Origin of the sequence: Rufibacter psychrotolerans (assembly GCF_016924645.1) — a bacterium.
GTDB classification, from domain to species: Bacteria; Bacteroidota; Bacteroidia; order Cytophagales; family Hymenobacteraceae; genus Nibribacter; species Nibribacter psychrotolerans.
In genome coordinates, this window is the sequence record NZ_JAFFJV010000015.1 from 1 (window position 1) to 23,200 (window position 23,200).

The 23,200-nt window shown below is 54.8% G+C and carries 22 protein-coding genes and 1 tRNA gene; 10 read left to right on the forward strand and 13 right to left on the reverse strand.

The window, feature by feature from the left end:
• Nucleotides 1-483: 483 nt before the first annotated feature.
• The 5 genes from JT718_RS14430 to rpmH all read right to left on the reverse strand — a co-directional run bounded on the left by JT718_RS14430 (nucleotide 484) and on the right by rpmH (nucleotide 4,112).
• On the reverse strand, nucleotides 484-1,008 hold the full coding sequence (locus JT718_RS14430; RefSeq protein ID WP_205503422.1) for a DUF2480 family protein: 525 nt from the start codon (nucleotides 1,006-1,008) through the stop codon (nucleotides 484-486).
• 7 nt (nucleotides 1,009-1,015) lie between these two features.
• On the reverse strand, nucleotides 1,016-1,705 hold the full coding sequence (gene tsaB / locus JT718_RS14435; RefSeq protein WP_205503423.1) for a tRNA (adenosine(37)-N6)-threonylcarbamoyltransferase complex dimerization subunit type 1 TsaB: 690 nt from the start codon (nucleotides 1,703-1,705) through the stop codon (nucleotides 1,016-1,018).
• 107 nt (nucleotides 1,706-1,812) lie between these two features.
• Entirely contained in the window at nucleotides 1,813-3,474 is a 1,662-nt protein-coding gene (locus JT718_RS14440; protein WP_205503424.1) for a S41 family peptidase, read from the reverse strand.
• 33 nt (nucleotides 3,475-3,507) lie between these two features.
• On the reverse strand, nucleotides 3,508-3,918 hold the full coding sequence (gene rnpA / locus JT718_RS14445; protein WP_205503425.1) for a ribonuclease P protein component: 411 nt from the start codon (nucleotides 3,916-3,918) through the stop codon (nucleotides 3,508-3,510).
• Between the two features lie 35 nt (nucleotides 3,919-3,953).
• Complete coding sequence (gene rpmH / locus JT718_RS14450) at nucleotides 3,954-4,112, reverse strand: 50S ribosomal protein L34 (RefSeq protein WP_071885432.1); 159 nt, start codon at nucleotides 4,110-4,112, stop codon at nucleotides 3,954-3,956.
• A gap of 564 nt (nucleotides 4,113-4,676) precedes the next feature.
• Here rpmH and JT718_RS14455 point away from each other — a divergent pair.
• Together JT718_RS14455 and JT718_RS14460 are read left to right on the forward strand one after the other, a co-directional pair.
• Nucleotides 4,677-6,401, forward strand: coding sequence for a M61 family metallopeptidase (locus JT718_RS14455; RefSeq protein ID WP_205503426.1), 1,725 nt, complete (start codon nucleotides 4,677-4,679; stop codon nucleotides 6,399-6,401).
• A 111-nt stretch (nucleotides 6,402-6,512) separates the two neighbouring features.
• On the forward strand, nucleotides 6,513-7,412 hold the full coding sequence (locus tag JT718_RS14460; RefSeq protein WP_205503427.1) for a serine hydrolase: 900 nt from the start codon (nucleotides 6,513-6,515) through the stop codon (nucleotides 7,410-7,412).
• A 119-nt stretch (nucleotides 7,413-7,531) separates the two neighbouring features.
• Here the strand turns inward: JT718_RS14460 and JT718_RS14465 are convergent, their stop codons facing one another.
• Entirely contained in the window at nucleotides 7,532-7,810 is a 279-nt protein-coding gene (locus JT718_RS14465; RefSeq protein ID WP_205503428.1) for a hypothetical protein, read from the reverse strand.
• A gap of 68 nt (nucleotides 7,811-7,878) precedes the next feature.
• On the reverse strand, nucleotides 7,879-8,196 hold the full coding sequence (locus JT718_RS14470; protein ID WP_205503429.1) for a hypothetical protein: 318 nt from the start codon (nucleotides 8,194-8,196) through the stop codon (nucleotides 7,879-7,881).
• Between the two features lie 159 nt (nucleotides 8,197-8,355).
• Between JT718_RS14470 and JT718_RS14475 the strand changes: the two genes are divergently transcribed.
• The gene (locus JT718_RS14475) at nucleotides 8,356-8,730 is read left to right on the forward strand and encodes an STAS/SEC14 domain-containing protein (RefSeq protein WP_205503430.1); all 375 of its coding nucleotides are present in this window, start codon (nucleotides 8,356-8,358) and stop codon (nucleotides 8,728-8,730) included.
• Nucleotides 8,731-8,849: 119 nt separating this feature from the next.
• Here the strand turns inward: JT718_RS14475 and JT718_RS14480 are convergent, their stop codons facing one another.
• The 3 genes from JT718_RS14480 to JT718_RS14490 form a co-directional block, all read right to left on the reverse strand.
• Complete coding sequence (locus JT718_RS14480; protein ID WP_205503431.1) at nucleotides 8,850-9,773, reverse strand: PfkB family carbohydrate kinase; 924 nt, start codon at nucleotides 9,771-9,773, stop codon at nucleotides 8,850-8,852.
• A gap of 206 nt (nucleotides 9,774-9,979) precedes the next feature.
• A tRNA-His gene (locus JT718_RS14485) sits at nucleotides 9,980-10,056 on the reverse strand.
• Nucleotides 10,057-10,137: 81 nt separating this feature from the next.
• Entirely contained in the window at nucleotides 10,138-11,478 is a 1,341-nt protein-coding gene (locus tag JT718_RS14490) for a dihydroorotase (protein ID WP_205503432.1), read from the reverse strand.
• Nucleotides 11,479-11,816: 338 nt separating this feature from the next.
• Between JT718_RS14490 and JT718_RS14495 the strand changes: the two genes are divergently transcribed.
• A complete protein-coding gene (locus JT718_RS14495) occupies nucleotides 11,817-13,283 on the forward strand; it encodes a DEAD/DEAH box helicase (RefSeq protein ID WP_205503433.1) in 1,467 nt (488 codons plus the stop codon).
• 130 nt (nucleotides 13,284-13,413) lie between these two features.
• Here JT718_RS14495 and JT718_RS14500 read toward each other — a convergent pair whose 3' ends face one another.
• The 3 genes from JT718_RS14500 to JT718_RS14510 form a co-directional block, all read right to left on the reverse strand.
• The gene (locus JT718_RS14500) at nucleotides 13,414-13,875 is read right to left on the reverse strand and encodes a hypothetical protein (protein ID WP_205503434.1); all 462 of its coding nucleotides are present in this window, start codon (nucleotides 13,873-13,875) and stop codon (nucleotides 13,414-13,416) included.
• A gap of 159 nt (nucleotides 13,876-14,034) precedes the next feature.
• Nucleotides 14,035-14,688: a uracil phosphoribosyltransferase gene (gene upp, locus JT718_RS14505; RefSeq protein ID WP_205503435.1), complete on the reverse strand. Its 654-nt coding sequence runs from the start codon at nucleotides 14,686-14,688 to the stop codon at nucleotides 14,035-14,037.
• Complete coding sequence (locus JT718_RS14510) at nucleotides 14,643-15,599, reverse strand: GNAT family N-acetyltransferase (protein ID WP_205503436.1); 957 nt, start codon at nucleotides 15,597-15,599, stop codon at nucleotides 14,643-14,645. The genes upp and JT718_RS14510 overlap by 46 nt, the downstream gene beginning before the upstream one ends.
• Before the next feature lie 206 nt (nucleotides 15,600-15,805).
• Here JT718_RS14510 and JT718_RS14515 point away from each other — a divergent pair, with 206 nt between their 5' ends.
• From JT718_RS14515 to JT718_RS14540, 6 genes are all read left to right on the forward strand, one after another.
• Nucleotides 15,806-17,497, forward strand: coding sequence for a hypothetical protein (locus tag JT718_RS14515; protein WP_205503437.1), 1,692 nt, complete (start codon nucleotides 15,806-15,808; stop codon nucleotides 17,495-17,497).
• A 37-nt stretch (nucleotides 17,498-17,534) separates the two neighbouring features.
• Nucleotides 17,535-17,759, forward strand: coding sequence for a hypothetical protein (locus JT718_RS14520; RefSeq protein WP_205503438.1), 225 nt, complete (start codon nucleotides 17,535-17,537; stop codon nucleotides 17,757-17,759).
• Between the two features lie 157 nt (nucleotides 17,760-17,916).
• Nucleotides 17,917-19,749, forward strand: coding sequence for an ABC transporter ATP-binding protein (locus JT718_RS14525; RefSeq protein WP_205503439.1), 1,833 nt, complete (start codon nucleotides 17,917-17,919; stop codon nucleotides 19,747-19,749).
• A 378-nt stretch (nucleotides 19,750-20,127) separates the two neighbouring features.
• Nucleotides 20,128-20,622, forward strand: coding sequence for a hypothetical protein (locus JT718_RS14530; RefSeq protein WP_205503440.1), 495 nt, complete (start codon nucleotides 20,128-20,130; stop codon nucleotides 20,620-20,622).
• A 4-nt stretch (nucleotides 20,623-20,626) separates the two neighbouring features.
• Nucleotides 20,627-21,211 (forward strand): D-sedoheptulose 7-phosphate isomerase, encoded by a 585-nt coding sequence (lpcA, locus tag JT718_RS14535; protein WP_205503441.1) that lies wholly within the window; start codon nucleotides 20,627-20,629, stop codon nucleotides 21,209-21,211.
• Nucleotides 21,212-21,443: 232 nt separating this feature from the next.
• Nucleotides 21,444-22,982, forward strand: coding sequence for a YifB family Mg chelatase-like AAA ATPase (locus JT718_RS14540; RefSeq protein WP_205503442.1), 1,539 nt, complete (start codon nucleotides 21,444-21,446; stop codon nucleotides 22,980-22,982).
• Nucleotides 22,983-23,200: the final 218 nt, after the last annotated feature.

The following is a 23,200-nucleotide window of genomic DNA, read 5'->3' on the forward strand; positions in this document are numbered from 1 at the left end:
TGCAAAGGTAAGAAGCTCCTTTCACTTTGCAACACTTTTTTCTTATTTTTTCTCCGCCCATTCGGCGGAGCAACCTCCTTTCCCGAAGGGGCTGCAAAGGTAGCGAACTATTCCGGGACCGCAAGGGGGCGGGGCGAACTTTTTTTCTACCCGAACCCGCCTGGGCTTAGGCCGCGGCGGGGGGCTTCCCGGCCGGCGCCTAGGCAAGAACCAAACCTGATGCCCCGAAGTTCAACCGGGAGCAGTTTTTTTCAAGGCTTTCTCCCTTTGGCCAGTCCCCGCCCTGCGGCCGGTCCCTGGAGGGTCTTTCGGCGGCGGGGACGAGGGAGACCTTCTCCGTTACGCCCATCCGCCAGTAGCAGGCACCCTGTTTTCAGGCTGTTTCCAGAAAAAAACGCCTAAAACTTCACGCCTCTTCCAAACAAAAAGGAGACCCTTATTCCTGTAAGAGGCTCCTTTTTACTTCCATGTTCCTGTACTAAGTTATGACGCAACCACTTTCTCCTTCGGCTTCTTATAGATCGGTACCGTTGAACAGGGTTCGCCGTACATGATGCTACTTACTACGGGTAACAGCTTTTGCATGATCTCTACATAAGCAAAAGTAGGAACCGGTATTTGTCCGCAGCCTTTGATAACCACTTTGGCATCATGGTACTCTTCAGGATTGATCTTTGAGATGGCATCTTGCAGCAAGGCTTGCTCCAGGGCATCTAAGTCGCCAAACACATAGCGGTTCACAAACGGCTGCAACTTAGTTGCCAGCAGCATGTAGGCCCAGGTAGGCACAATGGCGTCTGTAGAACAGATTATGGCTACGTTCTTCCCGGCGTATTGTGACCAGTCATGCTCTTTCACAAAAGCCCGAAAGTCTTTTTCCCGCAGCATCAAGCCATGAAACAGGTTGTCTTTGATATCATAGACCATACGCTCACCGGGATGCAGGTATTCTTCCAAGTTAAGGGTAACAAGCCCGCTGTTGGCTACTCGGTTTACAAACTCTTCCATATCTACTTTATTTCCCTAAGGGTTTTGTGATATATACTTCTTTTAAATAAAATGGCTCATAGTAGGCCACATCTTCTAATTGCGCTGCCTGCAACTTGGCAAAGGCTAGTTCGCCAATGGCTTTGGCTGTAGGTTTAACATCTTCTACCCACAAAGCGTTCGGGTGAGGGGGTAATAACGCCCGGGCCTTGGCGGCTCCGCTCCCGAAGAAGATAATGGGCTGTTTTTCTAATTCCCGGGCAAAACTGGTTGGCTCCAGAATAAGTGGTTCCACGGGCAAAACTTCTCCCAAGGCATGATCTAACAGGCAGGTATATACTTCAGAACGGCGGGCATCTATCATGGGACAGAACAGGTACCGGTTGGGTGCTGGCGTTCCGGAGATAACCTGTCGCGCCATGGCCTCCAAAGTACCCACTGAGACTAGGGGCTTATCGAGCGAATAGCACAAGCCTTTGGCCGTGCCGGAACCAATACGCAATCCGGTGTAGGAACCAGGACCGCCCGATACCGCCACCGCATCTACTTGCTCTAGCCTGATACCCGCATTTTCTACCACCTGCTGCACCATTATGGTAATATGAGAGGAGTGGGACTTTTCCATCTGCAGCTCAGCGTAGGAAAGTAGCTGCCGGTCTTGGTGCAGGGCCACCGAGCAAACAGACGAAGAAGTTTCTAAGGAAAGGATATAAGCCATGGATCTACAACACTAAGCAGCAATTACCCCGCAAAGCTACGCTATTCTAAAACAAAAGGGCAACCGTTGCCAGTTGCCCTTACGATACTATATATATAGAGTGTTTTCTATTTCTTAGCGCTCACGGTAAGCAGGGTCTGGTACTTGTCAGGGTTGTTCAGCACTTCTACCGCGGCAAGAATGTTCTTGTCATCATTGAAGGTAGATTCTACCAAGCCTTTCTGCAGGTAGTACCTTGAGACAATCTCCTGCTCCAGCAGTTCTGTGATCTCCGCCTTGAACCGAACCAGGTCATTGCTCTTGTTGGTGGCCACTTTTTTACGGATCTGCTCAATATCGGCCTTCACCTCTTCATAGTGCTTGTCTTCCTTGGCCTTGGCAACCATGTTGTCAAGCGCCTTCTCCACGTCGGTAGAGTAAGAGATGTCTTTGCCGTTTAGGTAAGCAACAAACTTCTGATACTCTGCATCTGACAGACGGAAGTCTTTGGCCGCCCCAATGGTAGGGTTAGCTGCCCTGAAACGGGTGGCATAGTCAAAGATATAGTTCTTGCTTACCAGCTTGCGGATAATGTCCGGCACAGACTGGTCTTTCACCTCCAGGTCCGGACTGATGCCGCCTCCATCATACACTACTCTGCCATTGGCTGTCTTGAACGCCACCCGCAGCGAATCTGGGGTTTTGTGCAGCGAGCCATCGGCGGCCCTGTGGGCGTAGTCAATGGCCTGAATACACCGGCCACTGGGGATGTAATATTTAGCGGTGGTCACCTTGAGTTGGGAGTTATACGAAAGCGGACGCGTCATCTGCACCAGGCCTTTCCCAAAGGTACGTTCCCCAATCAAAACCGCGCGATCATAATCCTGCAGGGCACCGGCCACAATCTCTGCCGCCGAGGCGCTGTTGGAACTGGTGAGCACGGCCAGGGGCACCTGCACGTCCAGCGGCTCATCCAGGGCCTTGTACATTTTGTTCCAGTCAGTCACCTTACTCTTGGTGCTCACAATGTCTTTACCCCGGGGCAGGAACAGGTTAGAGATGTTGACCGCCTCGTTCAACAGCCCGCCGGGATTGTCGCGCAGGTCCAGGATTATCTTCTTGGCTCCCTGCTCTTTGAGCTTGGCAACGGCGCTGCGCACCTCGCGGCCCGCGTCTACCGTGAAGCCCGAAAGCTGAAGGTATCCAATGTCAGACGTCACCATGCCGTAGTAAGGCACGTTGTTGATCTGGATATTGGCCCGGGTTACATCTATCATCATGGGCTTATCCTGACCAAAGCGCTTGATCTCCAGTTTCACCACCGTGCCGGCCTGGCCTTTGAGCAGCTTGCTTACCTCGTTGTCGTTTTTCTTGGAAAGGTCAACGCCGTCAATCTTCAGGATCTCGTCGCCAATGATAAGGCCGGCTTTCTGCGCCGGTGAGCCCTCATGCGGCAGAGAGATGATGGTGCGGCCCTCCCGCTTGCCCACCAGGGCGCCAATACCGCCGTACTGACCGGTGGTCATGGTACGGAAGTCTTCAATATCGTCCTCGGGGATGTAGTTGGTGTAAGGGTCCAGTGATTTGAGCATGGCGTCAATGCCCGTGCGCACCAGCTTGGAAGGGGCAACGTCATCAACGTAATACGTGTTCACCTCCTTGAAGAGCGTAGCGAAGATGTCCAGGTTCTTGGCGATGTCAAAATACCGCTCATTAGTGCCGGACGTAAAGGAGAAAAGGCCCCACGCCGTGCCCGCCACCAGAAGGCCGGCAAAAGTTTTCTTCAACATATCTGCTGCAGTGAAAAAACGGAAAAAAGGAGACTACTTTGAAAACAAACGCTCCAATCCTGAATTTAGTTTTTTACAGATAAGATTGAAAGGATTTTTTTCTTTGCCTATGTACAGAATGGCAATGTACCACGTGCCGCCCTCCTTATTAGACGGAAGCGCCACGGGTTTGTGCAGCCGGTACGCCTCGCGCATCTGGCGCTTAAGGCGGTTGCGGTCCACGGCTTTCTTGAAGTGGCGCTTTGACACCGACACCAGCACCTGCACGGGAACGTCTGAGGGCTCCGGCACGTGCAGCGCCACAAACCGCAGAGGGTATAAATTAAAAGAAGAACCTTCACGGAAGAGCTGGTCAATCAGCTTCTTGCTCCGTAAACGTTCTTCTTTCTTGAAGGTATGGGAAAGCGGTTGCTCTTCTGCAGAATGTTCAGTGAAGGTACCCATTCGCAAGGCGCCTTGCAGCGAGCTAATCAGAAAAATTAGGCTTTGTGTCTTCTTTCGTCAGAAACGGTCAGTTTGTGACGGCCTTTAGCTCTTCTGCTAGCTAATACTCTACGACCATTGGCAGTCTCCATTCTAGAGCGGAAACCATGCTTATTTCTTCTTTTGCGTTGCGAAGGTTGGAATGTTCTTTTCATCTCACACTAAACATTTTATTAAGGCCTGCAAAATTATAAAAGGCATTTTGATAAAGCAAGACTTGCCACACTTTTTAATTTGATTATTTGCACGTTTCCGCACCCACCCCACGGCTTCCTAAATCCAGAATACTCGTTTCAGCGCGTTTTGGAGCCAATTTCCGGAAAAGCGCTGAAAAACAGAAGCTGGCTAAACGGAGTTTATGGTTTGCGGAGCACCTCTTGTTGCGTAGAGATTTACTTCTTGCGGCGCACTTCCTTTTAAAAGGAACACTCCTGTAATTTGTCCTCCTTCTGATATCCCACCACCCCTACCCCTCCCGGGGTAGCACTTTCCCCTGCTGCTTTTGCTGATTACTCCCCTCCTGGGAGGGATAGGGGTGGGTTCATGCGCACGGCCCCGGTAAATCGCAGTTGGGGTTCATATATGCTTTTCTCCTCCAGAGGAGGAATCTAATTGACCATTCCACCATAAAGAGCTTCCGTTTTCCGGCTATTTTCTGGAAAACAGGTCAAAAACGCACTACTTTCGTTTTAAGTGAACCACCCAAAGCAAAAGAAACCGTGCCGCACTACCATATTTCCTTCCAGAACCCGCTTTCGGGCTATCTGCAAATCAAGACCACCCTCCAGAACATTTCCGCACCAGCGCTTTTCCTGCAGCTGCCTGCCTGGCGCCCCGGGCGGTATGAACTGCAGAACTTTGCCCAAAAACTGCAGGGCTTTGCCGTAACCGCACCAGACGGCTCGCCCCTGCCCTTCCGGAAGGTGACCAAGGACCGCTGGCGCGTAGACACCCAAGGGCACTCCCGCATTGAAGTGCACTACAACTTCTTTGCCCGCCAGATGGACGCGGGCGGCTCCTGGTTGGCCCCCGATTTTCTGTACGTGAACCCGGTCAACTGCCTGCTCACCGCTGAGGGCCAGGAACAGGAGCCCTGCACGCTGTCTCTGGACCTTCCGGCCGATTGGCAAATTGCCTGCGGCCTGCCCCAAACCGAGCCCCATACCCTGGTAGCCCGGGACTTTGACCATCTGGTAGACTCGCCGTTCATGGCCAGCGCCACGCTGCAGCACCAGGTCTATGAAGAGCAGGGCATTCCGTTCCACGTGTGGTTTCAGGGCGACTGCCGGCCCGACTGGGACAAACTGCTCCCGCACTTCAGGGCGTTCACCCGGGAGCAGTTGGCCTTGTTTGAGACCTTCCCGGTGCCGGACTACCATTTCCTGAACCTCATCTTGCCCTACGCGCACTACCACGGGGTAGAGCACCTCAACTCCACCGTGATCACGCTGGGGCCGGCGGAGAAACTAATGCAGCCCGACCTCTACAAAGAACTGCTGGGCGTAAGCTGCCACGAACTTTTCCACACGTGGAACATCAAGCAAATCCGGCCCAAGGAGATGCTGCCCTATGATTTCACCCGCGAGAACTACTTCAGGACCGGCTACGTGGCCGAGGGCGTGACCACCTATTACGGCGATTACCTGCTGGCCCGGAGCGGGGTGTTCACCGCCGACCAGTATTTTCAGGAACTGGACACGGTGATTAAACGCCACACCGCCGACCAGGGCGAAAAGAACCTCTCCGTGGCCGATTCTTCGTTTGACACCTGGCTGGACGGGTACAAAGCCGGTATTCCAGACCGCAAGGTGAGCATCTACCACAAAGGCTGCCTGGCGGCGCTGGTGCTAGACCTGGAAATCAGAAAAGTCACCCAAAACACCCGCTCCCTGGACGACGTGATGCGCCGCATGTGGCAGGACTTCGGCCAACGGGGCATTGGCTACACCGAGGAAGACTACCAACGGCTGGCCGAAGCGGTGGCCGGCGTGCCGTTGGAGCAGTACTTTCAGGAGATGATCTTTGGCACCGCCCCGTTTGAGGAGTGGCTGGCACCCGCCCTGGAGCACGTGGGCTGCCGCCTGGAGAAGCTGCCTTCGCCCCTGGCCTATGAGAGTTTGTACGGCTTCCGGCTGAACCCTGCCCCTTCGGTTACGCCGGTGATAAGTTACCTTGCCCCAGAGTCGCCGGCGGCGGAAGTCTTATCAGTGGACGATGAACTGGTTGCCCTGAACGGCCGCAAGCTGGAGAACAACAACCTGCCCAACTTGATGGCGCTCCAGGCCGAGGTGGAGCTGACGCTTTTCCGGCAGAAGAAACTGCACACCGTCAGCCTTGCGCCCGACGGCAAGCTCCACCTGCCGGTGTACAAAGTGAGCAGGAACCCGGCCGCCACGCCGGCGCAAAGAGGCAACTTCAAACTTTGGTTAAAGCAGGACTTCTAGCCTACCCTTGTTTCGGGCCTGTTTTCAAAGAAACGGGCCCGAAACGTTTTTCAACTTTTCTGCCGCAAGAGTTGCCGCACTTCTTTAACTTAAGAGCCAAACCATACCCGCATGCGCCCCTACTCCTACCTGCTTGCCCTGGCCGTCTTGCTGCTAGGCTGCACCGCCACTAAACCCAGCCACAACATGAACCAGCTCAGGGAAGAGATTCTTGCCGAACTAGCAAAGCAGCCCGGCACCTTCGCCGTGGCGTTCAAAGACCTGAAAACCGGCCAGGAACTCCTCCTCAACGAGCGCGAGAGCTTCCACGCCGCCAGTACCATGAAAACCCCGGTGCTCATTGAGGCCTACAACCAAGCGGCCGAGGGCCGGTTCTCCCTCCATGACTCTGTTCTGGTGAAGGATCAATTCAAGAGCATCGTGGATGGCAGCCTCTTCAGCATTGGCGCGGCCAGCGACAGCGATCAGGAGATTTACCAGCACCTAGGCCGGAAACTGCCGCTCTCTGAGCTGCTTTACCGGATGATCATCCTGAGCAGCAACCTGGCCACCAACCTCGTGATTGAGCAACTAGACGCCCGGAACGTCACCCAAACCATGCGTGATCTGGGCGCCCAGGACATACAGGTGCGGCGCGGCGTGGAAGACACCAAGGCGTACCGGCAGGGCCTTAACAATACCACCACCGCCTATGACCTGCTGGTGCTGTTTGAGAAAATAGCCCGGGGAAAGGCGGTAAGCCCCGAAGCCTCGCAGGAAATGATCAAGATCCTGCTGGACCAGAAATACAAAGAGATCATTCCCGCCAGGCTGCCCCAAGACGTGAAAGTGGCCCACAAGACCGGCTGGATCACCGGCGTACGGCACGACTCGGGCATTGTGTTCCTGCCCAACGGGCGCTCCTACGTACTGGTGCTGCTCTCCAAAGACCTGAAAGACGACAAAGCGGGCATTGCGGCCATGGCCCGCGTTTCTGAGCTGCTTTACCGGCACGTTGCGGGAGAGTCCTGAGTCTTGAGTGCTGAGTCTTGAGTCGGCAATGTTCGGTTAGAGGCAAGGCCAGACCACAAAACAAAAAGAGGCTGCCTTACGGGGCAGCCTCTTTTTGTTTACCTTATTTGTTGCGGTGCTTATTTACCGCGGTCTACCTGGTTGTCGCTTGGGTTGCTGCGCGGGCGGTCACCGCCATCGCCGTAGGCGCGGTTCACGCCTTCGCGGTTGTTGTTCCCGGTTCTGGACAGGCTCCGCTCATCCTGAATGGTAGTGCTTCCGTTCTTGGAGCGGAAATACTTGCTTTCTGGGTTCAGGGCCGGGTCGTTATCGGTCAGGTGATTTTTGTCTGTGTTATCAATAAAACCGCCTTTGGTGTTATCCTTTTCTCCGCTGTGATTCTTCTTATTGCTGCTCATAAAATCCTCCTTTTGGGTTAAGTTGATACCTTCTATACGAGCCGCTTGGGCAAAAGTATACCTTTTTTTCAGCTAAATGCCAGCACCAGAATCACCAGCAGGGTGGGCAGCGACAGGTAAAACCAGAAAAGCACATGCCGGCGGTAGGCCCGGGGCACCTGCGAACTGGCCAGCAACAGCGCCGACACCAACACCCCCATGTAAATCAGGATGAAGTACATGACCTTGTTCCAGTTGCGCACAATACTGCCGCCCCGTTCCTCCACCTCGGGGTCGGTGGGCACCAGCCAGGTGACCAGCCCGTAATAGACCGCCACCTCCAGGGCCAGGAACACCACGGCCCCAATAAAAATGGCCAACCCGGTATCATTTTTCTTCTGCATCATGGTTCACCTCAAGAAAACGTGGCGTAAATCTTTGCAGAAATTTCGGGCTTTTTTCCTGTTTTCGGCCCATTTTTGTAAAAACTGATTGAAACACGTAGTAAGAATTTCTGGGCCATTGACGTTCTACGGTAGCGTTGCGAGAGTGGCTTCGTTCAGTATATGAGTGCAAATCAAGTAGATAAGGAGTTGAAAGCGGTGGTAGCCACCTATGAGGGTTTCCTGAAGCACACCGAGTTCAGGGAGATTGCCGAGGGCAGCCTGGCCCTGATTCAGCAGAGCGGGTATTCCAAGATTTTGGTAGACACCCGCCAGACCCGGATTATCCAGAAAGAAAGCCAGCAGTGGATAGACCGCGATTGGTTTCCCCGGGCCACCAAAGCGGGGGTCAGGCACATGGCCTTTCTCACCCCGGCCGATTACTTCGGGAAGGTGAGCGTGGAGGCCACCAATCAGCCCGCCATCCGGAAGGGCGACATCACCATCCAGTACTTTACCAACATGGCGAGCGCCAGGCGGTGGCTCCAGGCCCAGTAACAGCAGGAGAACGTTCTCAAACCCATAAAAGGAAAGGGGCTGCAGATGCGCATCTGCAGCCCCTTTCCTTTTATGGGTTGTTTTAGGCCTGTTTCCAGAAAACCCGGCCCGAAACGGTTTTAAACATTCTGCGGTTGAAAATTCACCAGCTTCACAAACTCCAGCACGCGGCTTACCACCTCGTCGGGCTGAAGATCCACCAGGCGCTCGGTCCCGAACTGCTCTACGCAGAAAGACGCCATGGCCGAACCGTGGATCACGGCGCGCTTCATGTTCTCAAAGCTGATATCATCTGTTGAGGCCAGGTAACCAATGAACCCACCGGCAAAGGTGTCGCCGGCTCCGGTTGGGTCAAACACCTCCTCTAGCGGCAAAGCTGGCGCGAAGAACACCTCTTCCCCGTGGAACAACAGGGCACCGTGCTCGCCTTTCTTGATGATAAGGTATTTAGGGCCCATGCCCATGATCTTCTTGGCGGCTTTCACCAAAGAGTACTCGCCGCTCAGTTGGCGGGCTTCCTCGTCGTTGATGCTCAATACATCCACCATACCAATGGTCTGGATCAAATCTTCCAGCGCGATGTCCATCCAGAAGTTCATGGTGTCCATCACGATCAGTTTAGGACGGTTTTTCAGGCGCTCAATCACCTGGCGCTGTACCTGCGGAGCCAGGTTGCCCAGCATCAGGTATTTGCAGTCCTGGTAGCTCTCGGGGATAATCGGGTCGAAATCAGCCAGCACGTTCAGTTCCGTAGCCAGCGTCTCGCGGCTGTTCATGTCGTTGAAGTAGCGGCCCGACCAGAAGAACGATTTCTCATTCTCTTTGATCTGCAGCCCGTCTGTGTTGATGCCTTTGCGCTGCATCATTTCAATGTCTGACTTCAGGAAATCGCCTCCCACCACGCTCACCAGGTTTACCGGCTGCACAAAGTTGGAAGCTGACAAGGCAATGAACGTTCCGGCTCCGCCGATGATTTTGTCCCGTTTCCCGAACGGAGTTTCCAGCGCATCAAACGCCACCGACCCGATTACTAATAGACTCATGTGTTTTACAGTTATGCGGTACCCGTAGCAAGTAGCAGGTATCACGTAGCAAGATTGTTTTAAAATCTGGTAAGCTTAAAAACCGGCAAAAGCAATCATCCTTTGCAAGCCTCATTCTCAGAACAATAGTCCTGATACGAGATACTTGCTACCTGATACGCTTTCGCCCGAAAACAAAAAAAGCCCCTGACGAATCAGGAGCTTTTTGGGGTGGCCGATGGGGTTCGAACCCACGACTTCCAGAATCACAATCTGGTGCTCTAACCAGCTGAACTACGGCCACCGTGTAATTGGATAGCAAAAGTAGTGGGTTAGGTTATTCAACGCAAGTTTCTACCGCTAATTTTCTTCAAAAATTTTCCCTCTAGCGGCTAAACAACACGCGCTCACCCTGTTTACTCTCATCAAATTGTCCGTTCTGGTAAGCCAAGTGCCCGGAAACAATGGTGTGCGTCACTACGCCCGGCAGGGTTTCGCCTTCCAGCGGTGACCAGCCGCACTTGTACAACACGCTCTCTCTGGTCACGGTTTGGCTTTGTTCTAAGTCTACCAACACCAGATCGGCCCAGTAACCTTCCCGGATGAAGCCGCGCTTTTCTACCTGGAAGCAGATGGCCGGGGCGTGACTCATTTTCTCCACTACCCGCTCCAAAGAAATCTTGCCTTGTTGGTAGAAGGCCAGCATCACCTGCAAGGAATGTTGTACCAGCGGCAAGCCAGACGGTGTTCCTTTATAAGTGGAAGACTGCTTTTCTTCCCAGGTATGCGGTGCATGGTCGGTAGCAATGATGTCCAATCTATTATCCAGCAAACCCTGGAACAGCGCCTGCTTGTGGCGGGCTTCTTTAATGGCGGGGTTACATTTAATCTGCGCACCCAAGGTCTCGTACTGAGCAGCATCGAACCATAAATGATGCACGCAGACCTCGGCAGTGATGCGTTTCTGCTCCAGTGGAATGTCATTACGGAACAAGGCGAGTTCTTCTTCCGTGGAAATGTGCAGGATGTGCAGGCGGGTGTTGTGCTTTTTGGCCAGTTCAATGGCCATGCTGGAAGATCTGTAGCAGGCTTCCACGCTCCTGATCACCGGGTGGGCGCTTACGGGAATGTTCTCTTCGCCGTACTGTTCTATAGCCCGTTGCATGTTGGCTCTGATGGTAGCCTCATCCTCGCAGTGCGTGGCAATGAGCATGGGTGATTTCTGGAAGATTTCTTCCAGTGTCTGCACATTGTCTACCAGCATATTTCCGGTGCTGGAACCCATGAACAGCTTAATGCCGCAAACGGTACGCGGATCGGTCTTCAGAATCTCCTCCAGGTTGTCGTTGGTACCGCCCATGAAGAAGGAGTAATTGGCCAGTGATTTCTGCGCGGCCGTGTCATACTTCTCCTGCAACAGCTCCTGCGTGGTAGCATTGGGCACCGTGTTGGGCATCTCCATGAAGGTGGTCACGCCGCCGGCTACGGCAGCTCTGGGTTCAGAATACAGATCTGCCTTGTATGTGAGGCCCGGGTCGCGGAAGTGGACCTGGTCGTCAATGACGCCGGGCAGCAGGTACTGGCCTCTGGCGTCTATCACGGTGTCGGCAATTGCGTTGAGGTTTTGCCCGATGGCGTGGATGTATCCGTCTTTCACCAGCACATCGGCCGCTTGGATTTGCCCTTCGTTTACCAGTTGGGCGTTTTTGATCAGGATGCTGTTCATGGGGCTAAGATAAAGCTGCCTCGGTTAAGTCTTGCGTTTCAAGCCTGTTTTTCTGAAAACCGGTTAGAAACGGTGTTGGCAAAGACACTCGTAGAACCTGACGGACACTACGAGGTCTTTTGAGCATCCGCTGGCGCGAGCGTCCCGCTCGTGTCCGCACGCATTCCCGAATTTACTCTGCCAAGCACTAGTAGAAATCAGCAAAAGAAGGCACGAGCTAAAAGCTCGCGCCAGCGGTGGACCTCGTAGTGTCCTTTAAAACCGCCCTTGCCTTGCGCCCGTTTTCACAAAGTCTGCCCAGAAACGTAATCTAAAAGAGAACCCGTACCTTTGCGCTGATGATAGACGAAGAAAACGAAAACCTGACAACTGAGCAGGACGAGCATATACCCGCCGAACCAACGGCAGAAAACGAAGCAGACGAGGCAAAAGAAGCCGAAGAAAGCACTTCTACCCTTACGTTTGAGGACTTCAAACTGAACCGTCAGCTCCTGAATGCCATTGCCGAGCTGGGCTACGAGAAACCTACGCCCGTGCAGCAGCAGACCATTCCGCTGGCCCTGGCCGGGCATGATGTGATGGGCATCGCCCAGACCGGTACCGGCAAAACGGCGGCCTATGTATTGCCGCTGCTCATGAAAGTAAAGTACGCCCAGGGCAAACACCCGCGGGCGCTGATCCTGGCTCCTACTCGTGAGCTAGTGCTGCAGATTGAAGAGAACATTCAGAAATTCAGCGCTTACCTAGACCTGCGTACCGTGGGCATTTACGGCGGCGTTGGGCCCAAATCGCAGATTGAGCGCATTCAGGCCGGCATTGATATTCTGGTAGCCACGCCCGGTCGGCTCATGGACATATACCGCAAAGGCGAGTTGGTGTTGAAAGAGCTGAAGACGCTGGTGCTGGACGAGGCCGACAAGATGATGGACATGGGCTTTATGCCGCAGATTCGGCAGATTCTGGAGATTATACCGCGTAAACGCCAAAACCTGCTGTTCTCGGCGACCATGCACGAGCGGGTGCACACGCTGTCTGAGGAGTTCCTGGAGTTTCCTATGGTAGTGGAGGTAACCCCGCAAGCCACGCCGGTAGAAACCGTGAGCCAGGTGCTGTACCAGGTGCCTAACCTGCGCACCAAGATCGCGCTGCTGGAGTACCTGTTCCAGGACAAAGAGACGTTTAACCGCGTCATGATCTTTACCCGCAGTAAAACCAACGCCGACAACGTGAGCTCTTTCCTGGACCGTAAAGGCGAAGGCGGCGTACGCGTGGTGCACGGCAACAAGGGCCAGAACACCCGCATCAATGCCGTAGATGCCTTTAGGGAAGGTGAAGTGCGGTACTTAGTGGCCACTGATGTAGCATCGCGCGGAATAGATATTGTAGACGTAAGCCACGTGATCAACTTTGACGTGCCCATCATTTACGAGGACTACGTACACCGCATCGGGCGGACAGGACGAGCCGAGAAAACCGGCGCTTCCATCACCTTCGCCAACGAGGCCGAGATGCACCACATCCATCGCATTGAGAAGCTTATCAAAATGCAGATTCCACAAGAGCCGCTGCCCGCTGAAGTACAAGTCTATGACACTCCTTTTGACGAGCAGCAGGCCATTGCCCGGGAACTGGACGATCAGAAACGCAGAGAGAACCCTGATTTCAAAGGCGCGTTCCACGAGAAAAAATCCCGGGCACCTAGGGAGAACATCGGCAAAGGTGCCAAGGTGCGGGACGCCAAGAAGGCCGGCTGGAAGAAAACCAAGTCGGGTGGGGCCAGCAAACGCAAAAGCGGCCGGCGGTAATGGTTGATTGTTGATCTCCTAATCTGTTTTCGGGCTGATTTCCTGAAAATACCCTTAAAACAAAAGAGCCGCATGGTAGATCATGCGGCTCTTTTGTTTTATCTGAAAAGCAATCAACAAGCAGTAATGACTACCGGTGCAGGAACTGCAATAGCGGCAGGTGGCTTAGTTTGAATAGGGTAAGTGTTACGGCAAAACCCCAGAAAACGGCGCTCCAGAGCATGTGCAGCACAATGCGGCTTTTGGAGACTCCTAACACAGTGGCCAATACCGTGCCTACAATGGGCGTGAACAGCACCGGCGTAAGGAAGGCGATGCCTGACATGCCAAACTTTTGCCATACCGAGACTATGCGGCGGTTCTTCTTGCTGAACTTGGGCTTGTTCCTGGTTCGTTGCCGGGCCACATAGTGGTCATGTACCGCAGACCCGATGAGTGAGAACAGGCACACGCTGGTCATCATTCCGGCCACGGTAAGCCCTAGCGTAGCCCAGAAAGACACGCCCATGGTGAAGCCCACCAGGGGTCCGCCAAAGAACTTTACCGCACTTAGCAGATAAACCGAGAAGTATTTTAGAACTGCCGCAAACATACAGTCTTACAGAAGATTAGCTTTTACCACAAACTTACCAGATTTATACCTGACAGGCCCACCGACCACCTGTAACGGGCCCGCTACCCTAAATATACAATATTAACGAAGCGCAGGTAAAATTTCTTTGCTCAAAGAAAGATACTGCTTGCACTTTAGCTATTTCTTGGACCCGAAGGCCAGATCGCCGGCATCGCCCAGGCCAGGCACAATGTAGGCCTGCTCGTTCAGTTGCTCATCCAGGGCGCCCAACCACAGATCGGCCTCGGGGATGTGCTCCTGCACATGGGCTACCCCCTCGGGGCTGGCAATGATGGCGGCAATGATGATTCGCTTGGGCGTCCCGAACCGCAGCATGTCTTTATAGGTGAGCACCAATGACTTTCCGGTGGCCAGCATGGGGTCTACCAAGATCAGGATCTTGTCTTCCAGGTGCGGCGTGGCCATGTAATCCAGGTGTACCGACAGTTGGCGGGCCCCTTCTACCCTATAAGCTCCCACAAAAGCGCAGGTAGCCCGGTCAAAGTAGTTAAGGAAGCCCTGGTGAAACGGCAAACCCGCCCGCAGCACGGTGGCAAGTACCGGAAACTCTTCCAACAGGGTTTGCTGGGTCTGGGCCAGCGGGGTCTGGATAGTCTGCTCCTTGTAGGGCAGCGTTTCAGAGATCTTGTAGGCCATCACCTCGCCCAGGCGCTCCAGGTTCCTGCGGAACCGCAGACTGTCTTTCTGCACCGTCACATCCCGTAACTCAGCAATAAAATGATTGGCTAACGAAGGCGTTTGGCTAAGGATATGAAGGCGGTTATGATCCATGCGGGGAAAAAGCGTTTAGGTTGCGTGCTTAAAGATACGTAGGGGACCGGCTGCGCACCAAAACCGGCGTAAAAATTCGCCACGCCCGGCACCTCGCTGCCCTCAAAGTCGAAGGTTTTGCCGGAGCCGGCCTCCCGCTGTAGCAGGTGGTCCAGCAGGAACGCCATGGCGCTGGCGGCGCGGCCCTCTTCTGAGCTGGCCCCAAACAAAAACGTGACCCGGTGCGGGGTGCACAGGAGAAACGCCCCGCACAGCAACTTATTTTGCCGGCGCACCTCCCACACCTGCCCAACTCCCCGCTGCGCAGCACGCTGGTACAGTTGCTCTAGCGTCTGGTAATGCCGCGGCTTCAACTCGGTTAGTTCCTGGCCTTTGGTACTGCGGAACAGACTGACCAATGGCTCTATAGAGGAAACTACTTGTACTTCCAGCGGCGTTTTGGCGGCCTTTTTCAGGTTTCGCCTCAGATTGGTGGAGTAGTGCTGCTCTAAAGCCGGGTAACCAGGCTCCAGCGACAATTCATAGTTGGGCCTCAGCCGATGGTTCCAGGGGGCTCCGAGGGTAATCTCCCGCACGTTGGGCAGTTGGTACTGCACCTGTCCGAACAAGCCTGGCAGCAAGGCCAGGTAAGCATTGGGGTCGGTTTCTTTGCTCTGCGGCGTCACCACCAAACCCAGTTGCTGCGTGAACAAGGGTTGGTACACCCTTTTTTGCCCCAGCAGGCTGCGCACCGGCAGCGGAAACAGAGAGACGTACTCCTCGCCCTGCAACTCCACCAGCGCTTCCCAGGCTCCGCCGCACACCACGTCCAGGTACCAGGCGTGCACATACACCAGGGGCTGGTGGGCCCGTGCTAAGCAAGCCTCCCAACGCTCTGGACTAATCTCCTGATGGCGCAGCAACTTTATCATGACAGGGCAAGATACGGGTTTATGGGCAGAGTGCGGGGCAGTCTGCCCCTTAGCCCTGCTGGCAGGTTGTTTTGGGCCCCGTTTGAGGAAAGTAGGCCCGAAACGCCCCGGACACCCTGCGCAGGACCAGACGCGAGGCAACCCGCAAGCCCTGTGGGGAGTACACCGTCAAAATTCCACTATCTTCGGGTCTACAAATTTACTTTATGAGCAAAATATACCGTCTGCTGCTGGGCCTTACCCTTGTGACCGGCCCGGCCCTGGCGCAGGATGCCACCGTACCCCTTAACCAGGATGTATACCGGGTCATTGACCGATACCATATCAAGCACAACCCCGAGGACCTGCACACCTCGTTCAGACCGTTCGGCCGGGCGCGGGTGGCCCGATTGGCCGAGGAGGCCCGCCAGGAAGCGATGAACGGCTCCCCCACCGATGCCTACAACGTCAATTACCTGCTCAACGACAACTGGAACTACACCCGGTACGCCCGCGAAAACGAGAGCCAGCGGTCACTGGGCCCGTTCTTCCGCAATAAAACCGACTTGTACCACCACGAAAGCCCTGAGTTTACCCTGCGCGTGAACCCGGTGCTGGGCCTGCAGGCGGGCAAAGACACCGAGACCGACGGCTTGCGCTACCTCAACACCCGCGGCCTGCAGGTAGAAGGCTCTCTGGACGGCAAGCTGGGCTTTTACACCTTTCTGGCCGACAACCAGGCCAAGCTCCCCGGCTACGTGAACGAGCGCGTGTCGCGCGACAACATTGTGCCGCATGAAGCCTACTGGAAAACCTTCGGCACGGGCGGGTACGACTTTTTCTCGGCCCGGGGTTACATCAACTACGCGGCCACCAAGCACATTAGCGTCATGCTGGGCCACGACCGCAACTTCATCGGCACCGGGTACCGGTCCATGATCTTATCAGATTACGCAGCGCCTTACTTCTTCCTCAAGCTGCAGACCCAGGTCTGGAAACTGCAGTACACCAACCTCTACGCCGAGCTCACCCAGGACTTTGAGCGCGTTGACCAGCTCTACGACAAGAAGTACATGACGCTGCACCACCTCAGCGTGAACATCTTGCCCAACCTGAACGTGGGCGTGTTTGAGTCGGTGATCTTCGGGCGTGACCATGGCCGGTTTGAGCTGCAGTACCTAAACCCGGTAATCTTTTACCGCAGCATTGAGCAGGGCCTGGGCTCAGAAGACAACGCTTTGCTGGGTGCCGATTTCAAGTGGAACATCAGGAACCGGGTGCAGCTCTACGGCCAGGTGGTGCTGGATGAGTTCCTGATCAGTGAGCTGCGGGCCGGCAACGGCTGGTGGGGCAACAAATTCGCCCTCCAGGGCGGAGCCAAGTACATTGATGCCTTCGGGGTGTCTAACCTGGACCTGCAGGGCGAACTCAACCTGGCCCGGCCGTTCACCTACCAGCACGAAGACGCCTCTAAAAACTACCAGCATTACCTGCAGCCCCTGGCCCACCCCATGGGCGCCAACCTGGCCGAGGCCGTGGCCATTGTGCGCTACCAGCCCCTGCCCAAACTCACGCTTACCGCCAAGGCCATTGCCACCCGCTACGGCCAGGACCCCGAGCCCACCGTTAACCCCAATGACCCCGAAGGCGGTTTCATCCAGTACAACTACGGCGGCAACGTGTTAAAGCCCTACACCACGCGCCCAGGCAATTACGGTTTCCAGATTGGCGACGGCATTACCACCAACCAGCTGTACGGCGAGGCTACCGCCTCTTTCCAGTTACGCTACAACATGTTCCTGGACCTTACCCAGGTCCTGCGCCGCGCCGACGCCGAGGACAACCGCCTGGACCGGAACACCGCTTTCACGGCAGTGTCTTTCCGGTGGAACATTCCGCAGCGCACGCATGCCTTTTAGTGACTGGCCAACCTCCAGGAAAACTGCGCCCTCAACCATGGACCTGTTGGACAAAGGTTTTCAGGAAGCCATTCTTAGCAAACTGGAAGAGAGATTGCAGAGAAACCTGTCACGCTCAGAGCAGATTACTTTCTCCAAGAAAAGAACTTTGATGGCGTATGAGATGATCCTGGACCATATCTCAGATGACACCTTATCCAAAGAAGACATTGAAAAGTATGTACAGGCAGTGATTGATGAATTTCAGAATGACCACTTTTGAATTAGCTAGCCATAATAAGATCATCAGAAACAGCCGCGCCTCCTTCCACCACAGAAGGAGGCGCGGCTGTTTCAGGGCTGTTTTTCAGAAATCTGGCCTGAAACAGGCCCTTTTCACGGTATGCTGATTTAGAAAGCAAAGCCGTACCTTTGCGGCAATGAAAACTTATTTCCGCATTCTAAATTTTGCGAGGCCGTTTAGTCAGTACGTTCCCTGGTACGCCATGGCAACGCTGCTGGCCACCGTTTTCGGGGTGATGAACTTTGGCTTGCTGTCCCCTTTGCTGAAGGTGCTGTTCAGCCAGGACCAGGCCCTGAAATCCTCCCCCACGGCACCTCCTCCTTTTCAACTAAATCTGAGCTGGATCAGTGATTTCTTTTACTACCACGTAGGCCAGATCATTCAGGCCGAGGGTGCCATTGGCGCGCTGCGTTTCATCTGCATCATGCTCATCATCTCGGTGTTTCTGGCCAACGTATTCCGGTACATTGGTTTGCGCATAGAGGGTGTGGTGCGCGCCAGAGTAGTGAAAAACCTTAGAATGCAGGTTTTTGAGCGCCTTACCCAATTGCAACTGGGCTATTTCTCCAATCAGCGCAAAGGCAACATCATGTCTACGCTCACCAATGACGTGCAGGAAGTGGAAAACTCGGTGGTAAGCACCCTCAATGTGCTCTTCCGGGAGCCTTTCCTCCTCATTGGCTACTTTGTGGTCTTGTTCTACATCTCGCCCAAGCTTACGTTCTTCAGCCTCATTGTCCTGCCGGTTTCTGGGTTGGTGATCTCCACTATCTCCAAAAAACTGAAGCGGCAGTCGTCGCAGGGGCAAGATGCGCTGGGCTCTATCCTGAGCATCATTGACGAGACCCTCACCGGCCTGCGCGTGGTCAAGGGCTTTAACGCCCAGCCGTACGTGTTGGGCAAGTTCAGGCAAAGCAACAGCCTGTACGCGCGCATTATCACGTCTATGAACAATAAACGCAGCCTGGCCTCGCCGTTCTCTGAGTTTATGGGGGTGTCTGTGGTGGCGGGTATTCTGTTCTACGGCGGTTCTTTGGTGCTGCGTGGCGAGTCTGACCTGGGCGGCGAAGATCTCATTGCGTTTCTGGCCTTGTTTTCGCAGGTTCTGGTGCCGGTAAAAGCCATCTCCAACGCGTTCAGCAACATTCAGCGCGGGCTGGTTTCGGGGGAGCGGGTGCTTACCCTGATTGATACCCAACCCCAGATCAGAGACAAAGCCGATGCGAAGACGTTGCCGACCTTCACCCACGAGATTGAGTTCAAGAACGTAGGTTTCCGCTACGCCGATGACCCTATTCTGCATAACATCAACCTGACCATTCCCAAAGGCAAGACCATCGCGCTGGTGGGCCCATCCGGTGGCGGAAAATCTACCCTGGCCGATCTTCTGCCGCGTTTCTATGACCCCACCGAAGGCTCCATCAGCATAGACGGGCAAGACCTGCGCGATTGCTCCCTGCACTCCATAAGAGAGCAGATGGGCATTGTAACGCAGGAATCCATCCTGTTCAATGATACCATTTTCAACAACATCGCCTTCAATAAAACCGATGCCACCGAGGCCGAGGTGATGGCCGCCGCCAAAATCGCGAACGCGCATGACTTCATCATGCAGAGCCCAGACGGCTACCAGACCGTGATTGGCGACCGAGGCAGCAAGCTCTCTGGGGGGCAGCGCCAACGCCTGAGCATTGCCCGGGCCATTCTCAAGAACCCGCCCATCCTCATCATGGACGAGGCCACCTCTGCCCTGGATACCGAGTCTGAGAAACTGGTGCAGGAAGCCCTCACCAACCTCATGAAGAACCGGACCTCTTTGGTCATTGCCCACCGCCTGAGCACCATTCAGCACGCCGACGAAATCATTGTGCTGCAGAAAGGCCGCATTGCAGAGAGAGGCACCCACAGCGAGCTGGTACAGCACGGCGGGGTGTATCACAAACTCACCCAGATGCAGCACACCTCTTAACCAGTTGCGTCTGCCATTCGGAAGCCGTTTAGCGCCTGTTTCCAGGAAAACAGGCGCTAAACGGCTTCCGAATTTTCAACCGTCCAACCCACCCCTGCCCCTCCCAGGAGGGGAGTTTTCATCTTCAGCCGCTTTCGCATGTAGCAGCGGTTCTACTATATGCGTATGTGAGTTTTGTCAGTCCCCTACTTTATTCTGTATCCTACAGTATCTGAAACTCCCCTCCTGGGAGGGGCAGGGGTGGGTTGGCGCTAAACCAGAGAACAGTCCTCTTTTCAGAACTCCATTACTTCATCTTCGCTCGTTTTACAGCTATTTCCACGCATTTGCGTACAGATAAATATTAAACATTCTTAATGTTTCTAGACCTGTACCGCTATGGAGACTTTGAAAAAAGCTGTCAATATCCTGGTGATGGTGTACCTGCTCATCGCCTTTCTGTTCTTACTGCGCATCTTGAGCGTCTCTAAATTTGTGATGCTCTTTGACTTAGCCACCCACGCCGACTTCTACAACCGGTTGCTTTGGGTCGGGGCCGTGTTGCTGCTGGCAGAACTCTTGGTAGAAAACGCGTATATTGCCCTCCTGAAACGAGATCTGGACCGCGAGCGCCGGCAACACACCGATCTGAAAGCGAAACACACCGAGTGGAAAGCCCGGCATTATGACCAGCAGATAAAAGCCGCCGGTGCCCCGCTTATTCCTGAGCCTGCCCCGGCAAGCTCTTCGCCTGGCAGTTCGCAGCCTTCTTCTCGTTCAGGTTCAGGTGACCTGCGGGACCAGGCCCCTATCATTACGCCGGCACCCATTCCGCCCACCTTGAACCCAGACGAAAACCCCAATTTACCGCCGGCAGACCACCGGCCTTTATAAGCACATGACTACCTCACCCGCCGCCCTTATTCTGCAGGAACTGCAACAAGCCCAACAAGTCCTTTCTGATTTTCTGGCCCAGCCTGCCACCATTACCTCTATTGAAGAAGCAGCGCAGCTGATGGCCAACAGCCTGAAAAACGGCGGCAAGATTCTTTCCTGCGGCAACGGAGGCTCTATGTGTGACGCCATGCATTTTGCCGAGGAACTCACCGGCCGCTACCGCGATGACCGTGCGCCCATGGCCGCCATTGCCATTGCAGACGCCAGCCACATGAGCTGCGTCTCCAATGATTACGGCTACGATCACGTGTTCTCCCGCTACGTGCAGGCCCTGGTACGGCCCGGCGACGTGTTGTTGGGCATCAGCACCAGCGGCAACTCGGCCAACGTGCTCAAAGCCGCCGAAGCCACCAAAGCCAACGGCGGTCTGGTAGTCACGCTCACCGGCAAAGACGGCGGCAAACTGGCTCCCCTGAGCGATGTGGAAATCAGGGTTCCGCACTTCGGCTACGCCGATCGTATCCAGGAAATCCACATCAAAGTCATCCACATCTTAATTCTGCTGCTGGAGAAACACATGGCGTAGGCCGCTTTTTAGAAAAAGGGCCCGGAAACGGAGAAAGCACCGGAACGGCCCGCGCGTGCCTGGTCTGGCAAAGGCCCCCAAAAAGATTCTGCCCCCTCTGGAATGCGGGCCTGCCGCTTTTAACCTGTTTTTCTGGAACTGGCCCCAAAACAGGTTTGGGCCGGGCGGAATTTATTTGGCCGCGCTGCTGTTGGCTCCCTCAAGAAAATATAGTATTGTATTAAAATCATATATGCTTGTAAAAACCTACGGAAGCGCGGTACAGGGCGTGAATGCCTTTACCATTACCATTGAAGTAAACGTTTCTCCGGGCACTAAGTATTTTCTGGTGGGTTTGCCAGACAACGCCATCAAAGAAAGTGAGCAGCGCATTGAATCTGCCCTAAAACACCACGGCTACCGCATGCCCCGGCAGAAGGTGGTCATTAACATGGCGCCCGCCGATGTGCGCAAAGAGGGCTCGGCCTACGACCTGCCCATTGCCATTGGCATCCTGGCCGCCTCTGACCAACTAATCACCGATAAGCTGGACCAGTACCTGATCATGGGCGAGCTGGCGCTGGACGGCGAACTCCGGCCCATCAAAGGGGTGCTGCCCATTGCCATCCAGGCCCGCAAGGAAGGCTACAAGGGGTTCATCTTACCCAAACAGAACGCCCAGGAAGCAGCCATTGTGAACAAACTGGACGTGATTGGCGTCTCAAACCTGAAAGAGGCCATTGATTTCCTGAGCAGCGACCTCCACATTGATCCGCTGGAAATAGATACCCGTGACGTGTTCCAGGCATCGGTGCACCAGTACTCGGCAGACTTTGCCGATGTGCAGGGCCAGGAGAACATTAAGCGCGCGCTGGAAATTGCGGCGGCCGGCGGCCATAACGTGATTATGATCGGCCCGCCCGGGGCCGGCAAGACCATGCTGGCCAAGCGCCTGCCTTCCATTCTGCCGCCGCTCACTTTGCATGAGGCGCTGGAGACCACCAAAATCCACTCGGTGGCCGGTAAACTGGGCGTGCAGAGTTCGCTCCTGGCGCAGCGGCCGTTCAGGGCTCCGCACCATACCATTTCAGACGTGGCGCTGGTGGGCGGCGGCGGCAATCCGCAGCCCGGCGAGATTTCCCTGGCTCATAACGGCGTGCTGTTCCTGGATGAGCTGCCCGAGTTCAAGCGCACGGTCTTGGAGGTGATGCGCCAGCCGCTGGAAGAACGCCGGGTCACCATCTCGCGCGCCAAGCTTACCATTGATTTCCCGGCCAACTTTATGCTGGTGGCCAGCATGAATCCGTGCCCCTGTGGCTTTTACAACGATCCCAACAAAGACTGCGTGTGCGGCCCCGGTGTGGTGCAGCGCTACCTCAACAAAGTAAGCGGCCCGCTCCTGGACCGGATTGACCTGCACGTGGAGGTAACGCCGGTTTCTTTTGACCAGATGACCGAAACCCGTAAGGCGGAGACCAGCGAAGATATCAGGGAGCGGGTGGAGCGCGCCCGCCAATGGCAAGCCGACCGGTTCAAGGAGTTCCCCGAGATCCATTCCAACGCCATGATGCCCTCGCAGATGGTCAAAGACCTGTGCCGGATCAATGAAGCGGGCCGGTTGCTGCTGAAAGCCGCCATGGAGCGGCTGGGCCTTTCGGCCCGGGCGTATGACCGCATCCTGAAGGTGAGCCGCACCATTGCAGACCTATCCGGGTCTGAAGACATCAAAATAGAGCACCTGGCCGAGGCCATCCAGTACCGCAGCCTTGACCGCGAAGGTTGGGCCGGGTAAGGCCTTCTTCTCCACCAGTGTATTTTGCCGGCAGGTCGTTTTTCTCAGGAAAGGCGACCTGCCGTTCTTTTTTACTTATTTCCTGGTAGCGGATAGGGGTAGGTTCCAATTTGCCTGTCTAGTAGGGGAAGGCTTTGGGTCTGGCGCTGCAGGCAACGTTGGCGCAGTACAGCAAAAGGCTCAGAATCAAGAAGAACAATAGAAAAGCAATATTTTAA